This is a genomic window from Priestia filamentosa (genome assembly GCF_900177535.1).
Classification (GTDB): domain Bacteria; phylum Bacillota; class Bacilli; order Bacillales; family Bacillaceae_H; genus Bacillus_I; species Bacillus_I filamentosa.
The window spans coordinates 68072-84326 of the sequence record NZ_FXAJ01000002.1 but is presented as its reverse complement, the minus strand read 5'-3'; the positions used below and the strand labels follow the sequence as shown (position 1 = coordinate 84326).

The following is a 16255-nucleotide window of genomic DNA, read 5'->3' as shown; positions in this document are numbered from 1 at the left end:
CTTTTTTTCTTCATATTATAAAACATGGCTACTTTAAAAGATATTCAAAAACCTTATGACGCTGCATTTAGTTTAGGGCATAATTGTTTTCCTGCAATCTACTTACGTAATCATAATCTACGCCCTTTTGCAGGGGTGCTAGACTGGATGATTAGCTTTTCATTAAGTGAGGTGAACAAGCTTTTAGAAAATCGTTTTGCTAACTTTCTCAAGAAAGAAAACCTAACGTTTGAATCTTATTTTGCAAACGGTCTAACTCTTAAAATTCGTGATAACCTTTATAATATTGATTCAGCACACGACTTTTTAGCGAAAAACAATACACCAACATCATGGCCAGAATATGATGAAGTATATGCCAAATACAAGCGACGTGCTGAACGTTTCCTAAATACGCTTGAGAAAAGCGATGATCTTCTCTTTGTAAGACTCGGAGGCACATATGAAGACGCAAGACGACTTGAAAGCGTTCTTGCGAGTTTAGTGAAGGGAAATTTCAAAGTGCTATTAGTCATAAATGGAGAGGTAGAAGATTTTACAGAATTACAGTGGAATTTGGCTCATACTTGCGTTCTTCAGTATCCTATTTTTGATATGGATAAGCTTCGTGATGAAGCAAAATGGACGAAACTTTTTGATGGAATGTCATTAAAATAATTTTTCGAAAAAGGGTTTAAGTGTCATTATGGCGGGTATAAAAATAATGAACATCTATATATCTGATATTTCCCCCTAAAAAATATTAGATATTGCGCCCTCTCCAAGTTTTCTTGGAGATTTTTTTTTTCAAAAAAAGAAGCCTTTCAAATTGAAAGGCTTCTTATCTTCTATTTCAGGGGATGGGAGTCACAAAACAAAGGGGTTTATATTGTGACTATTACATTTTCTATTATAAAAGCTAATTAAAGACTCCTTCCACTTTTTATAATTTCGTTTTTCTTACAAAAGTTTACGACCATCTTTGATTTGACTTCTGCTTTGGTCCATCTTCAAAAAACTTTTCAAAGACGGACCGAAAATGACGAATAAGTGCGAATTCTGTATTAGAAAAATACGGTGGTTTTTCCACCATGAATAGGAGGAATTTTTATGATTCATCTTCTTTGGGCAGCTATTGCTATTATAGTTGCGACAGTTGCTTTTCAACTGTTTTTTATTTTCCCGAAATCGTCGTCCTCCATTCAAAAATGGGTGATGCGTTTGATTGGTGTAGGCATGATTTCTGGACTTTTGGTTGTTTGTCATTTGATTATATAAAAAAACGAATCCCGAGATGGAATTCGTTTTTTATGTATAAGAGCCAATAAGTTCAGTATGCAAAATTGTGTTTACCAATTGTTCGGATCACTTTTCTAGAGAAAATCCACGTATTTGTTGAGTCGACAGGGTTGTAATAATAAGTCGATCCATAAGAAGGATCCCATCCCTTGTAAGCAGCCTTCACTGCCTGATAAGCAGTTGCATTTGGTGAAAGATAATATTGTCCATCATTCACAGCTGTAAATGCATTTTGTTGGGTAATCACAGATGCGACACTGCTAGGAAACTCTGGAGAATGAACTCTGTTTATCACTACAGCCGCAACAGCAACTTGTCCCTCAAAAGATTCTCCTCGTGCTTCACCATATACAACATGCGCTATTTTTTCTACGTCTTCTAACTTTTGCAATGTCAATGGACCTGCAACTCCATCTATGCCAAGCCCAAAGTCTCGTTGAAAATTACTTACAGCGTTTCTCGTAATCTCTCCATTGTATCCCGTTGGTGTTGTATTAAAGTAGCCAAGTAAACTAAGTTTACGCTGAAGTTGCATAATATCAGCATTTGTATCTGTACTTGCAGCGCTTACTGTATTATCCGCTCCTAGAGGACTTGCGAACAAACTTAGCCCCATAGAAAGAGGAATAATTTTCTTTAGATGTCTCACCATCTCTCCTCCTTACAACTTGATTTTGAATTTGAAAGTCTTCTTGTCTATTAAAACACAGTTTTATGGAAAGCAACACTTTAAAATGTAAAGAAATCTAAAAAAGGTAAATTCTACTCAAAAAAAGAAGCTACCTTATATAGAGCAAGGCATTCACTCATTTTGACCCATAAAAAAAGAAAGGGTTTCCCCTTTCTTTTTATTTGGCTGCTAAAACGTCGGCAAATTCTTTTACATATGGAGGTAAATCAGGAGGTCTACGGCTTGATACAATATGACCATCTGTTACAACAGGTTGATCATGCCAAACAGCTCCGGCATTTTCCATATCATCTTTAATACCTGGTGTACTTGTTACATTTACACCTTGTAAAATTTTAGCTGAAATAAGGACCCATCCAGCATGACAAATTTGACCGATTGGCTTTTTCGCTTCATCCATTTCTTTAATAATAGTAATAACTTCTTCATAGCGACGGAGCTTATCAGGAGCCCACCCTCCAGGAACTAACACAGCATCGTAGTCAGACGAGGCAACCTCTTTGAAGCTGTAGTCAGACTGAATAGGAACACCATATTTTCCTATGTACGTTTTATTGCTTTCCTCTCCTACAACATGAACGATTGCTCCTTCTTCACGCAGACGAAGAATTGGATACCAAAGTTCTAAATCTTCAAATTCATCACTAACAAGGGCAATTACTTTCTTATTTTGTAATCTCACATTTCCCACCTCCAGGCTTTAGTATAACATTGTCTTTTCCAATAGAAAAAGAAGAACGCACAAAAAGAGCTGGCTTTACTACATCCAGCTCTCCATAGATTAAAGCTTTTCTAATACTTTTTCAGTTGTATGATAAAGAAGCTCTGTTCCCAATGCAATATCTTCATATGAAGAATACTCTTTTGGATTATGACTTATCCCATCTTTAGAACGAACAAAAATCATTCCGTAATCACAAATATAAGACATAACTAATGCATCATGAAATGGCCCGCTCATAAGTTCTGGTGGAGAAATATTCATAAGCACGGCCCCCTCTTTCATACAATTTTTAATCCATTTGGCACAGTAGCGAGGCTCTGAGTTTGTATCTTCTTTAATTGTATAAGTTAAGCCTTGTTCTGCACAAATATCTCCAATTGTTTTACGAAGATCTTGCTCATAAGCATTTCGTCTTTCCATGTCCATATCGCGTAAATCAATCGTAAACCGTACTTTTTCAGCAATAATATTGCGGGAGTTTGGAAACACTTCAATATTTCCCACTGTACCTACTGTAGGGTTTTTGATATTTTGAGAAGCTATGTTGTTAAGCGCTGTAATAATGGCAGCTGCTCCAACTAGCGCATCTTGTCTCATTGACATTGGGACGCTTCCTGCATGTCCTGCAAACCCTGACAATTCAACAGTTAGCCATAACGGCCCAGATATACCCGTTACAATTCCTACTCCTTGCCCTTTTTCTTCAAGAACAGGGCCTTGTTCAATATGAAGTTCTAAATATGCCGCTATTTCTTCATCTTTATATTCCCACTTTGAAAATTGATTAGGGTCACAACCAAACTCAATGAGTGCCTCTTTTCTTGTTGTGCCATATTGATCTTTTCGCTCTAGTTCGTCTTCTTCTAATCTTCCGTGCATCCCCCGTACACCAAACAAGCCTTTATTGAACCGTGATCCTTCTTCATCACAAAAGGCAACAACTTCAATTGAAACAGGGGGGACAATGCCTTTTTCATGTAACGTTTGGGCAACCTCCAATCCACCAATAACTCCAATAACTCCATCAAACCTTCCCCCATATGGCTGGGAATCAATGTGTGAGCCAATTCTAAGCATAGGGGCGCTTTTATCCCGACCTTCTAAGCGGCCAACGAGATTCCCAAAATTGTCAATATGAGTCTTCAACCCCCCTTCTTCCATCCAGGATTGAACAAGTTCAACAGCTTGTCTGTCTTCCTTTGATAGAGCTAAGCGACAAACCCCCGTTTCCTCAATTTTCCCTATAGCCGATAGTTCTTTTATTCTGCTTTCTACCCTTTTATGATTAATAATGGAAGATGTAAGAATAACAACCCCTCCTAAATGATAAGATTACTAAAAAATATAGCATAGCTTCTCTTCATCTACATTAGACATAATGTTAAATAGAAGAAACTAAGCGAATCCACTGTCTCCTCATTACTCTTCGTATGAAAGAGACCGCTTTTCATATGTATAAAAAATCCTTCCGTCTCTGAAGTAACTCTTACAAAAAAAGAGCCTATGCAAATGCATAGACTCTTCCTATGATTCATGGCGCCATTTCACTGTCCATAATATAAGAGCCACAATAATAACAAGACTAACTCCGCTTGCTAAAAAAGCAATAGGGATAAAGCCTTCTTTTATGAAATTGATAGCGCTTGCAAATAAAAGCCCCACAAACACACTAAGTAGTACAAGCTGCTGTACTTTCATTGCTAACTCCCTCCCCTTTATACAGCTCTTTCCCCTTAGCTTATGATAGTTTTAGGTTATTGTAAACCTAAAGAAATATACCTCACCCTGTATTCTAACACATTGATTGGCGAACTTTTTTTAATTAAAATATTTTATTTATTAATGAAATATGCTAGAATAACAATTGGGGACAAACAAAGGGATTTACATAAACTATATTGTTTTTCGCATAAAAAGCATGTATAAGCTTAACAATACGTTAAATTTATACATGCTTTTTACAGTTTTCTTGACATGATGGATTTAACAAACTAAACTTTTTTTATTTATTTTATTTCAGCAAAATGATATACTAGAAAAGAAGCTAATGTTTGTTTCACATTAACAATCGCCCATTGTAGACGAATGGGCTCCTTTGTCCAGTAAAAAGCTCTCCTCTTCAAGAGGAGAGCTTTTTCTATTTTAATAAAGTAAATATTGCTTTCTTACCTTTTTAAAAACTTTCGTATCCTTCTGCCACTTTGCTATAATATCCTCTACATCTGTTCCCTTTTCCAACTCTTCTCTTACCCAGCTGTTTCCGATTAATAAATCGAAGTTTCCACTCTTATTAAACGAGAACTCTTCTCCGTACAAATCATGAATCGTTTTAACAATGTGCAAACCTGTTTCAACTGCTTGATATTTCTCTCTATCTGTTACATAAACTTGAACACCATGACTAAGCTGTCCGCTATGCTTTGAAAAAGAAGGGGTAAAAGAAGCAGCTCTGAATTTCACTCCATCTAAATGTAAATTATTTAACTTCTCACTAAGCTCTGTTCCATTAATAAACGGAGCTCCTAACAGTTCAAATGGCTTTGTTGTTCCTCTTCCTTCCGACACGTTCGTTCCTTCAATAAGACCTGTTCCAGGATAAACAAACGCCGTTTCTAGAGTCGGCATATTAGGGGAAGGCATTACAAAAGGAAGGTTTGTTTCATCATAGTCAAAAGATCGCTTCCATTTTTTCATTTTAACAACTGTTAAATCTGCACCAATCCCAAATTCTTCGTTAAAAAGTTGAGCAAGCTCTCCAACTGTCATGCCATGTCGAAGTGGAATAGGATATTTCCCAACAAATGAAGAATACTCTTCTTCAAGAACAGGTCCTTCCACAACTTCTCCCCCAAGTGGGTTTGGTCTATCTAGCACAACAAACGGAATTCCTTGTTCTTTCGCGGCTTCCATTGCATATGCCATTGTATAAATGTAAGTGTAAAAACGTGCACCAACATCTTGAATATCAAAAACAAGAATATCTACGTTTTTCAACATTTCAGGTGTTGGCTTTCTCGTATCTCCATAAAGACTATAAACAGGTAATCCGGTTTTTTCATCCATATAATAGTCAACTTTATCTCCAGCTTGAGCGTCTCCTCTTACACCATGCTCAGGGCCATAAAGAGCAGTTAGCTCAATATCCGGGTCTTCAGCAAATAAATCAACGCTGCTTCTTAACTCTGAATCCACTCCTGTTGGGTTTGTAATAAGGCCGACTCGCTTTCCTTTTAAAAGGTCTTTATGCTCACGAAAAAGGGTTTCAACACCAAGCTCAACTTTCTTTTGGCGCGGCTTTGCTTCGGCTGTATTCCATGATGAAAAAACAAGTAGAAAAAGGGCTAACAACGTCAGTTTCTTTCTCATCTTTTCTCCTCCCCTTATTTAAGCTTGATTCCATGGCCATACGGATAAAGTGTTTCTCCTTTAGCTGTTACAGAAGGGATGGCAACAGGCAATTTCCCTTTTGGTTTTGCTTCACCAAAGATAACGTGAATTCCTGCTGAAATGTTAGGCTGTTGAAATCTTCCGTTACTATAGCCTTTAAAACCATATAGAGCTAAAACAGCATGAGCTTCTTCAAAGTTAGCAACATCATATGGGTTTCTCAGACTCATGAGCACGAAAGGCTTCTCACTTTTTTGCGTATACATCATAGCTGCGCGAGGAAAAGAAACTGCCCATGCTGAAGGTTCATTAATTTCATCCTCAATGACTCCGTCGTTTACAGCAGGGTCGTTTTGTATAACATATGAACCTGTCAAAACATAGTCTGCTTCATCTATTTTTCTTTTCATCTCTTCGTTAAACACCTTTTTCTCAAATGGGACAACGTCAACTTCAACATTTTTTATTTTCTTTTCACTGATCATATTTTGAACTGTTTTCTTTACTGCTTCCCCTTGATAATCATATGGAGTAAATACAACAATTTTTTCTCCTTTTTTCGGGTTTAATGGCAACGTTTTTTGCTCATTTTTCACAACGGTTACCGCTTCTTGGGCCATCTTCATTTCTTGCTTCTTATGTTTTTTATTGCCTACCACCTTTAGAGCATTTTTAACTTTCTTGTCCTCTGAAATATTTTTTTCCTCATACAATCCTCTTTTTATTTTTAAATCAAGAATTCTTTCAACAGAATCATCAATTTCTTCTTCCTTAATTTCACCTTTTTCAACAGCTTCAACAACTGCATTGTAAACGTTCGCTAAATTTTTTTCTTCTTCAAGCGATGTAACAGAAGCAGGCATAAGCGCAATATCAACCCCTGCATTAATGGCCATAATAACGGCTTCCTCTTGCCCGAAATTATCAGCAATTGCTTTCATATTAAGCGCATCTGTCACAATAATGCCGTCATAATTCATTTCTCCTCGAAGCAAATCATTTAATACTTTTTTCGATAGTGTGGCAGGAACAATAATGTCTTCTCCGTCTTTTTTGCTCTTATAGACGGTATCATCGAAAGCTGGGAACTGCACGTGAGCAGTCATAATCATATCTGTACCATTTTCAATTGCTTTTTTAAAAGGTGCTAGCTCCACCCCACGCAAGCGTTCTTTGGAATGATTAACAACAGGCAAACCATAATGACTATCAACTGCCGTATCTCCATGACCAGGAAAATGTTTGACAGTTGTCGCTACTTTTTCTCCTTGCAAGCCTTTCATTGTTTGAACACCGAGGTTTGAAACAAGTTCTTCGTTAGAGCTAAAAGAGCGGACACCGATAACAGGATTGTTTGGATTATTATTTACATCAAGGACAGGACTAAAGTTCACGTTAATCCCAAGCGCATGAAGTTCACGTCCAATGATTTCTCCTGTTTGATGGGCATTTTTCTCGCTTCTTGTTGCTCCTAATGCCATATTTCCTGGAAGATTTGTTCCTGACTGAAGCCTTGTCACAATTCCTCCTTCTTGATCAATTGCTACAAAAAGCGGCACATCGTTGCTGCTCTTTTTTAATCCGTTCACAAGCCTTGTTGTTTGCTCTGTATCTACAACGTTTTCTGCAAATAAAATAACCCCACCAAGATGATACTTCTCAATAAGACTTCCTACTTCTTCATTCATCTCAGTAAAGCCTGTTGCTTTCTCAGCTCCTTGTTCTTTCCAATTTCTAAAGTCTGGCATAATCATTTGCCCTACTTTTTCTTCAACTGTCATATCTTGCACAATTTCTTTTGCCGTTCTCTCTTTCGCTTTTTCTTCTTTTTTAGCTTCTCCACTACATCCAAACGTTGTAAGCGCTAACATCCCTGCGATGAAGACACTAATTACCTTCCTTTTTTTCAAGGCTGTTCCTCCTCTTTTTCGGTTTTCGTTCTCACATCATTACTGAGTAGTTTGGCAAGTTCTGCTATTTTTATAAAGAAAAAATCTGTTAAATAAAATTTACCATATATAAGGTATAGATGTATATACCGCTTTATTCCTACAACGATAACCTTCACAACACTTTTTGCTATCTTTTCTTTTTTAAAATCCAAACGCTGCGATGCAAAAATTATCTAAACTAAATTGTTCACAAAATGTTCACTTATGAAGAGTATTCCTCTCTCGCTATAATAGCAAAGAATTGAAAAGAAAGGATGATCAACATTGCCAACAACAAAAAAGGAAAACTTTTATTTCGGAATGATGATGTGTATTGGAATGGTTATCGGTATGACTTTTTATAACCTCGTTATAAATGACTTAATTGGTACTATCTCATTACAAGGAATGCTGCTTCAACTTATTTTAGGGTTCACAATTGCTTTTATTTTAGAACTATTTATCGTCGGACCTATCGCACATAAAGTGGCTTTCTCATTACCATATGACAAATCAAACAAGCTTTTTGTCATTTTATCTCTTGCCTTTTGTATGGTCATTGGAATGGTACTATCAATGTCTATTTATGGAGTCGCAATGGCCCATTTTGCCAATGCATTAGGAGAAGGTTCATTGTTTAAACACTATTTTTTAACAGTAGGTAAAAATTTCATTTTTGCTCTTCCGCTTCAGCTTCTCATTATCGGACCTTTAGTTCGCTTTTCATTTGCAAAATTTGTGAAAAGACAGAAAGTGATTCAAACAGATGGAGTAAGCTAGCACAAGTAGTAGGAAATTCATTGTAAACTAGGGGCCTCTTGAGGAACAAAGAGCTCTGTTATTAATTGTTTTTATCCACGATTTCTAAGCTATGTGTCTGCAAAATCAACAGAGAAAACAGGGGGAAGCTGGAGATCTCCCTTTATGGACCGCTACTTCCCTGTTTTCTCATCATCTTTTTAAATCATTCTTCTTACATAATTGGCGGTACATATATATTAAGAAAAGTTAAGACCGTTAAGTTTCCTACATCTACAATAAAATGCGAAAGGATCACCCACCTTAAACTCTTAGTTTTAAAATACGTAAGGGACCAAACGATCCCCATAACCATTAAGTAAATATAAAGGTGATAAGATGTACTTGCAATTGAAAATACTCCCCACATAAGCGGATGGCTTAGTACAAAAAGGATTGTTGTATACAAAATGCTCATCCACTTTGGAAACCATTCAATCGCGGCATCTAATAATACACCTCTCCAATACAGCTCTTCAAACCAAGGATTGATTAAAGCAAATAAAATCCAAAGAACAATCAGTACAATTGAATCAAATAATTTATAATTTATGATTAATATAGAGAGAGGAAACATGCCAAGAAGCAGAGATAAGATAATAGGTAATATGGAGTTTTCGGGTTTCTTTAACCAGTCTTTAACCTGTTTGTTTTCTTTAAAGTATACAATACAAAATCCAAGAGAACTCCAATACACAATTGCTAAGGGAATCCATGCCCATCCGTCTATAAATCTTGAGAAACCAGTAGCTGTGATAAATCCAAGTAAGATAACAATAATGGGGGATAGTAAAATAATTACTTTTTTTCTCTTACTGCTCTCTAATTTCATGGCAAGAGCTCCTTTACATTATGGAGTTTTCTTAAATATGTTCATAATAAGATGAGCCTCTGGCATTGGACATTCTTCCCATTGAATTTTATTTATGGCTAGCCCTTGGATAAAGGCATAATATGTAACAGCTAATTGTACTGGATCCTCCTGCTTAATTTCCTTTACTTTTTGTCCTTCCATAATTAGCGGGATAGTAGCCATAACAGGCGAAACAGCATGCTCTCCTGTTAAAATTTCTTTTACTTCTTCTGATACAATATCTGAGGTGCTAGCTTGAATCATGATTAGAAAAAGAAGAACTTCTTCACCGTTATTAATACTTTTCATAATTTGTTCTGTCATCCAACGTAACTTTTCTAAAGGAGTTCCCACCTGTTCATTAGCATAATAAATAACATTAAGAGAACTTTCTAATGCTTTTTGTACTAATGTCATGAAGATCTCTTCTTTTGACTTAAAGTAATGGTAAACAAGTCCATGACTAAGTTTAGCTTCTTTTGCAATATCGCTAATTTTTGCTGCTACCATACCTCTTCGTGCAAATACTCGCAAAGCTGCTTGTAATATTTGCGCTCTTCTTTCATCCCGGATTTGTTTATTTTGTTGATCTTGTCTAGGCATTATTAACTCCCCTCTTTTTGATTGACTAATCAGTCAATAATGTAACTATTTGTATATTATTCTATAAATTTACTAATTGTCAACATTTTTTGTTTTTATGAATACGTTTATGTCGTTTATTCCTGGACGCTTTCCTTTCATCTACACTTAGTCCTTTTATTTCGTTGTAGTAAAGAAAAAACGCAGGCTTCTTGAAAAACAAGAGATCTGCGCTTTTTTAATCATCTTTATGTAAAAACAAATTATCAATTATTAGTTTTGTTATCTTTCAGATTAAAAAACTTAAAAGGCAAACTAATACAAAAGGAATATACCTCTGTAAGAAATAAGGCACTGTCGTGCTAAATAGAAAGTTGGTACCCCCTTGCGCAGTTGCTGCTAAAATCGTAATAACTACAACACGCTAGGTAAACCTAATATATACAGAAATCCATTTTTAAAGAATCAAATTAAGTTCAAAAAGCTAAAACCATAAATCGATCCAACAGCAAATAAAATTGTCCATATTGCTAAACTAACCGTCATCCATCCGATTACATGCCGGCGTGAAGAACCAAAAGTTAGGGCCAAAACTGCAGCTATATCTGTACCTACTAAAATAGGTGCAAGCAAAGCTAAGCCTGGTATACCGTATTTTTCCCAAATTTGTCTTGATCTCGTTTCCTTTTTGGTTGGAGTAGTAATTCCTTTTTCCATTCTTCTTTTCGCTCTCCATACTGAAAACTGCCTAAAAAATAGCCCAAGCAATAAAATCAAAAGAAAATTCCCTAAAAATGCTGTTATTCCAACACTAAAAGGAGATAATCCCCACACAATTCCGAGTGGAACAACAATAGACACATCCATCCAAGGAGCTGCAGCAAGCAGAAATAGAACTGTATACTGCCATAAAATATGAGCGTCTTGTGCCCATTCTATTAGATTCATTTCACCTCTCCTTTATCCTTTAATATTCATTTAACTTTCAAATAAGCATCCAATAAACAATGTATTCCCTTAATAAGAAAGGGTTCATATTTAATAAGGAAATAAACAAACTGTTATCTTATTAAATTGATTTCTTTATAATATCCTTTATTTAAATCTTTCATAACAGAAGACTTGGCTAACCAAGTCTCCTGTTATAAAAAACTTTTTATTGATTAATAGAACCTAGCATTTGTTTAGCCATTTCTTTATACTCTTGCAGTCTAGAGCTTTCAGCAAACTCAGCAACTGAAATTGCCCTGGTTGTTTCCAATTCTAAAATATGTTCTTTCATAAGCGGCCACGTCTTCCCGCCTGCCTGTTCATAAGCCTTAATAGCTTTTTCTAACCCTTTTTCTCCAGCAAATAAATAGTGAACAATGAAATCACGCGATACATCTGTAACCGCTACTTCAGTCCAATCAATTAAGCCAGTAACTTCTGATTGACGATTAATTAAAATATGTCCTGGATGAACATCTCCATGACTCAGTCCAGTATGCTTTGGCCACATATTATCGTTATTCACCCATTTCATCCAACGATTCCATAAATCCTCCCGAACCTCATATTCATTCTTTATTTTATGCATTCTCGTTTTCATTAATTCTCTTGCCTCATATGCTGTATAAATTTTAATGCCATTATTTTCCACTAAACTTATTGGCAGTTGATGTATTTCCGCTAACGTACGTCCGAACGATTCATGGTATGCTAATGGAATGTCTTCTATATTTAGAACCCAGTCATAATTTTGAATTTCAGGGTTAATAGTTCCAGCAGGCACTCCGTCTAGCGACTTATACGCTACAACCTCATCAGCAAAAATCTCCCAATTTGGTGCTTGAATTGTGGTATATTGATTAACAGCATCTAATACCGTCTTCTCTTGATCCGCTTTTGCCATAGAATCTGGTCTGCGCGGAATTCGTAAAATCCATTTTTGTCCTTGCTCATCTTCTACATGTGCAACCTGAAAATCAAGACCTGATTCATTTAATCTTATTGTTTTTTCGTTTATATTTAAGCCTTTACGTTTTGCTAATGCTTTAATCTCTACTTTATTCATATAAATTCCTCCATACTTTTTTAAGTTTTTCCGCTGCTCTTTCTATTCTCTTTAGCCCGAATTCTTATAATTAATAACACAACATACTTGTTAAGAATGGATATAGATCGGATTTTTAAACATAAAAAAAGCTGCAGAATTCTCTGTCTGCAGCTTGAAGTAAACATTCCTCAACTATGTTTTACACTTTATAACACAGTGAGAAACCCAATTCATATATCATTGGATGGAAAAGAGCACATTTTTAAACATAACAAAAGAAAGACAAATAAATTCTCCTTTTTGTTAATGTCACATATTACAATTTCCGTTGAAGATGATTAAAAATGAGCAGACTTATCCTGTTTACTCTGCAATTATTAAACAGAGTCCTTGAACATATTCAATTAGTTGTTCAAAGCATGGATACGTAGTCTCATAGAAGCTGTCATTTTTAATAATCCTCCTTATTTTATAATAATTTCATTTTATATTACAAAATTGTGATTTTCAATCCCTTTATTTTAACGAAAGGTTGTTTTATTTAACTTTCCATGATGTATTAATATAGGTTTTGCTGAATTTTTCAGGTTGATTTTTATCACCTGTTATGTTCTTTAAAAATACCTCTAATCCTGCTCACTCTTATTTCACTTTTTGGTTTCAACTAATTATACAAATAGAAACTATTAGATGAATTCCTCGTTCCACCAGCTTCTACATTAGCTTTTTCTTTATTTGGTTGTTTTTTTCCTACCGTAAATCCTGAAAGAAGAATAACAGAATAAGCTAGTAAAAGCCAAGAACCGAAGATTCCATCCATTTTACTATCTAAATTTATAAAGATACTTGAGAAGTAAATTAAAGATACAGCATCAAATAACATACCTGGTATAGCAATTAAAATCGCTGCTTTTAATCGATTAGAGGGATCTAAGTGTTTGTATCGATAAATGGGTAAGGTAAGGATTAATAGTAAAGGAATAACCAAAATATATGCAGTGACTAACAATACGGGGTTTTCTAGTGAAAAGAAAAAATGCCTTAAAAATCTTAATAAAGCTGTAGCTCCTAACCAAACTAAAAATCCCCAAGTTAGAAAAAACATATTCCCTCACTCTCCGATTAAAAGAAATTCTTCTAAGATTAATCATCAATTCGAAAGAAACCAAGGCTAAAATAAAAAGGAGCTGGAACAGGGGGTTTTTTTAATGTTTTTAGTCTAGCAATGGAAATCGAGAACCAGTTAATAGGCTCATGGATACTTGAGAAAAAAACATAGCGAACTCCCGTCTCCGTTACTGAATCTCCTTCACAAATACTTGACCCGAAGAAGCCGCCCTGATACCAAGGATCCCCCTTATCCGCTTCAATAATTGACATTGGTTCTCTAGTCCAATCTGTACGTTCTCCACTTAATTTAGATGCTTTAAGATGCCATAAATTCTGTTGTGGATAGCCAGATTTTCCAAACAAATTCCCACTCCTACTTACTATCATTTCGTAGGATTTTTGCGTTCTTAGCGGATAAGCATGTGTAAAACCATCTTCCCTTGTAAAAAAAAGCTTTGGATTTGTCCAGTTATTTATTCCATTTTCACTTTGTGTATAATAAACTTCATATCTTGGTTTATTCTTTTTGGGTGGTTCTTCTGGTGTCATCGCATACCACATGTGCCATTTTCCATTACTAAATATCACTTTTGGAGCACAAACATTAGGGGCAATCTCTGTTCCTGTAATAATAGGTCTTGAATACCTTTTCCACCCATTTGTTGTTAATTCTATGAGCCCAATTGAAAATGGTCTTTTATTACGCAATGGACTTCTCGTACTTCTACCAGTATAGTAAATGCGTCTACAAGGAACTCTTTGTCCTCTATTATTCATTTTTACTCCGCTAACAAAACAAGGTTCATGAAGACCACAGCTATCCCACTCATTCTTATTTGGTTGTTGAACAAGGGGCAATGCTTTTTTAGGATGATGAGGATCTGATGTAATCGTCCATTTCATTTCCCTATTTAAATGCTCTCCTATTGGTAATGTAGCGCTAAATACGTTATTCTTAAAATTTTTTTGAAACCCACTAAAAAACATCCACCACTGATTATCTATTTTATGGACGTTAGGGTCACCAATCCCTAACAAGTTTGTAAAAGGTTTATACCCTTCTAACATATTGAAAAGAATTTTAGGCTCAATACTTTTCATTAAGAAAGCTCTCCAATACTATTTTATTTTCTTTATTGTTATCTCAACAATACAATCAGTTAAAGTTAACAACTGTACTAAGTAATAAATCCTTCTATTTTATCTATCACAACTGTATATTTTATCCAATTACATTTATTCTTATTTATTACTGAAGAACTAAATAATGATAAAGTATTCTGTATAAAAAAATTCCTCTTTCAATGTTTGAGAGGAATCTTTTCATATTTTACACCTTTTAGTTTTATATAGCATATTCCCTTTGTAAATGACTTCGTACTGCTCCTAAGAAATTTTATAAACTAATTAAGTTTTTTCTTTTTTCTAACGGTATAATTTATCTTGCAACTATTTACTAAACTATTTTAGCCTTGAGATAATTAATGCATCATACGCCAATTCTTAGCCTTCATAAAGATAAAAAGAGAAAATACCACTCCTATAGAGGCAAATCCAAATAATAAGTAGCGAACGGAAATACCTAATGTCATTAAAAAGGAAAACAACGTCTGAGAAATAGGGTCGAAAGCTGTTTGAGCTAAGAAAACAATCCCCATGACTCTTCCCATCATTTTTGGATCCGTATTCTCTTGAATCATCACATCTGTTGGTATAAAGGTCATAAAGCCTAGGAAACCAATTAAACTTACCATTGGAATGAGGCCCCATATAGAAGGGATTTGACTGAACACACACATAAGAATGGCGCTTGTTATTAACGAATATAATGTTAACTTCCCACGATTTTTATGAAGTGTAACGATCAGTAAAACCACTGTAGCTACGAGAGAACCTATTGAAAAACCTGCCTCTAGAAAGCTTAAGTGAAGAGCTGTCCCTCCCTCTTCTTTCGCTAATAAAGGTAGGCTTAGAAAAAGAGGTCCAAAAATGAAGAAATTAATGACAATGATAATTCCGATTCCTACTATATATAAGGGTGAAGTCCGAACGTAGTTATACCCTTCTTGAAGTTCTCTAAAAACTGTACTTTTTTCCCCAGTTGACAAAGGTTTCTCATCCTTAATTATAGCGGGAAAAACAAGTAATGAATAAATGAACATACTAATCATGCTTATGATAAAAGGAATAGAAAAGGAATAGTAATTAATTAAAGCTCCCGCAAGAACTGGACCTATTAAAAAAACTAACTCTTGAGAACTATGGATCATTGTATTTGCGCCTTGAAGCTCCTTTTTCTCTACTAGCGCTGGTATTAATGAAGACAAAGCAGGAAAAAATAGTCCATCCAAACAACCAAGTAGAAACGAAACAACTAAGAGAATAGCAAACGTAAGATTTCCACCAAGATAAGCATAAAGGAGAACCCCTATAAGAATGGTTTTAGCTATTCCTGTGCTAAAAAGGATTTTAGACTTTTGGATGCGATCGGCCATTACTCCCCCTACTATCATTGTGAACATACGCGACAACGAGGCAACGGCTAAAAGAAGCCCCATATATTGCGGTTGTTTTAACTGATCAACTACATACCAAGATATAGTAAGGAGAAACATGGAATAACCTAATACTGAAAAAAGTTCAGCACCTAAAAGAAACATAAATTTTTTATTTTTTGACAAAGTATACATTTAGAAATCTCCCTGTAGAAAAACATTATTTTCAGATTCTTCCCTCTAAAATAATTAGGTTAAGTTAAGTTAACTAAACTATATTCATGTTATATTCCTTTTATTCTTCTGTCAATATTTAATTATTTGATAGAATACCTTTCTCAATGCTTTCATATTTAAATATGACAAGT

General features: G+C 35.2%; 16 protein-coding genes. 3 read left to right on the top strand and 13 right to left on the bottom strand.

Features of this window, described 5'->3' with window-relative positions; all coding sequences use genetic code 11:
- The first annotated feature begins 24 nt into the window (after positions 1-24).
- Both B9N79_RS07595 and B9N79_RS26025 read left to right on the top strand, forming a co-directional pair.
- Positions 25-657 (top strand): DUF1796 family putative cysteine peptidase, encoded by a 633-nt coding sequence (locus B9N79_RS07595; protein WP_040057953.1) that lies wholly within the window; start codon positions 25-27, stop codon positions 655-657.
- 432 nt (positions 658-1089) lie between these two features.
- Positions 1090-1257, top strand: coding sequence for a hypothetical protein (locus B9N79_RS26025; RefSeq protein ID WP_019395305.1), 168 nt, complete (start codon positions 1090-1092; stop codon positions 1255-1257).
- Between the two features lie 52 nt (positions 1258-1309).
- Here B9N79_RS26025 and B9N79_RS07590 read toward each other — a convergent pair whose 3' ends face one another.
- The 6 genes from B9N79_RS07590 to B9N79_RS07570 all read right to left on the bottom strand — a co-directional run bounded on the left by B9N79_RS07590 (position 1310) and on the right by B9N79_RS07570 (position 7951).
- Positions 1310-1927 carry a cell wall hydrolase gene (locus B9N79_RS07590; RefSeq protein WP_019395304.1) on the bottom strand — a complete coding sequence of 206 codons (618 nt, stop codon included), beginning with the start codon at positions 1925-1927 and terminating at the stop codon, positions 1310-1312.
- 199 nt (positions 1928-2126) lie between these two features.
- Positions 2127-2651 carry a type 1 glutamine amidotransferase domain-containing protein gene (locus tag B9N79_RS07585; RefSeq protein WP_019395303.1) on the bottom strand — a complete coding sequence of 175 codons (525 nt, stop codon included), beginning with the start codon at positions 2649-2651 and terminating at the stop codon, positions 2127-2129.
- Positions 2652-2750: 99 nt separating this feature from the next.
- Positions 2751-4001, bottom strand: coding sequence for a M20 family metallo-hydrolase (locus B9N79_RS07580; protein ID WP_085118097.1), 1251 nt, complete (start codon positions 3999-4001; stop codon positions 2751-2753).
- A 216-nt stretch (positions 4002-4217) separates the two neighbouring features.
- Positions 4218-4391, bottom strand: a complete 174-nt coding sequence (locus B9N79_RS26020; protein ID WP_019395301.1) for a hypothetical protein — start codon at positions 4389-4391, stop codon at positions 4218-4220.
- A gap of 444 nt (positions 4392-4835) precedes the next feature.
- A complete protein-coding gene (locus B9N79_RS07575; protein WP_019395300.1) occupies positions 4836-6059 on the bottom strand; it encodes an exo-beta-N-acetylmuramidase NamZ family protein in 1224 nt (407 codons plus the stop codon).
- A gap of 14 nt (positions 6060-6073) precedes the next feature.
- The gene (locus B9N79_RS07570; RefSeq protein WP_046217505.1) at positions 6074-7951 is read right to left on the bottom strand and encodes a glycoside hydrolase family 3 protein; all 1878 of its coding nucleotides are present in this window, start codon (positions 7949-7951) and stop codon (positions 6074-6076) included.
- 345 nt (positions 7952-8296) lie between these two features.
- Between B9N79_RS07570 and B9N79_RS07565 the strand changes: the two genes are divergently transcribed.
- Positions 8297-8791 carry a DUF2798 domain-containing protein gene (locus B9N79_RS07565; RefSeq protein WP_040057957.1) on the top strand — a complete coding sequence of 165 codons (495 nt, stop codon included), beginning with the start codon at positions 8297-8299 and terminating at the stop codon, positions 8789-8791.
- Between the two features lie 193 nt (positions 8792-8984).
- Here the strand turns inward: B9N79_RS07565 and B9N79_RS07560 are convergent, their stop codons facing one another.
- The 7 genes from B9N79_RS07560 to B9N79_RS07530 form a co-directional block, all read right to left on the bottom strand.
- On the bottom strand, positions 8985-9641 hold the full coding sequence (locus B9N79_RS07560; protein WP_046217078.1) for a CPBP family intramembrane glutamic endopeptidase: 657 nt from the start codon (positions 9639-9641) through the stop codon (positions 8985-8987).
- 18 nt (positions 9642-9659) lie between these two features.
- Positions 9660-10265 carry a TetR/AcrR family transcriptional regulator gene (locus B9N79_RS07555; protein WP_048896759.1) on the bottom strand — a complete coding sequence of 202 codons (606 nt, stop codon included), beginning with the start codon at positions 10263-10265 and terminating at the stop codon, positions 9660-9662.
- Between the two features lie 444 nt (positions 10266-10709).
- Positions 10710-11192: a small multi-drug export protein gene (locus tag B9N79_RS07550; RefSeq protein ID WP_040057960.1), complete on the bottom strand. Its 483-nt coding sequence runs from the start codon at positions 11190-11192 to the stop codon at positions 10710-10712.
- 208 nt (positions 11193-11400) lie between these two features.
- Positions 11401-12300, bottom strand: coding sequence for a macrolide 2'-phosphotransferase (locus tag B9N79_RS07545; RefSeq protein ID WP_046217077.1), 900 nt, complete (start codon positions 12298-12300; stop codon positions 11401-11403).
- A 646-nt stretch (positions 12301-12946) separates the two neighbouring features.
- Positions 12947-13387, bottom strand: a complete 441-nt coding sequence (locus B9N79_RS07540; RefSeq protein ID WP_046217076.1) for a DUF5367 domain-containing protein — start codon at positions 13385-13387, stop codon at positions 12947-12949.
- Between the two features lie 38 nt (positions 13388-13425).
- Positions 13426-14493, bottom strand: coding sequence for a hypothetical protein (locus B9N79_RS07535; RefSeq protein WP_040057962.1), 1068 nt, complete (start codon positions 14491-14493; stop codon positions 13426-13428).
- Between the two features lie 380 nt (positions 14494-14873).
- Positions 14874-16082 carry an MFS transporter gene (locus tag B9N79_RS07530; RefSeq protein WP_085118095.1) on the bottom strand — a complete coding sequence of 403 codons (1209 nt, stop codon included), beginning with the start codon at positions 16080-16082 and terminating at the stop codon, positions 14874-14876.
- Positions 16083-16255: the final 173 nt, after the last annotated feature.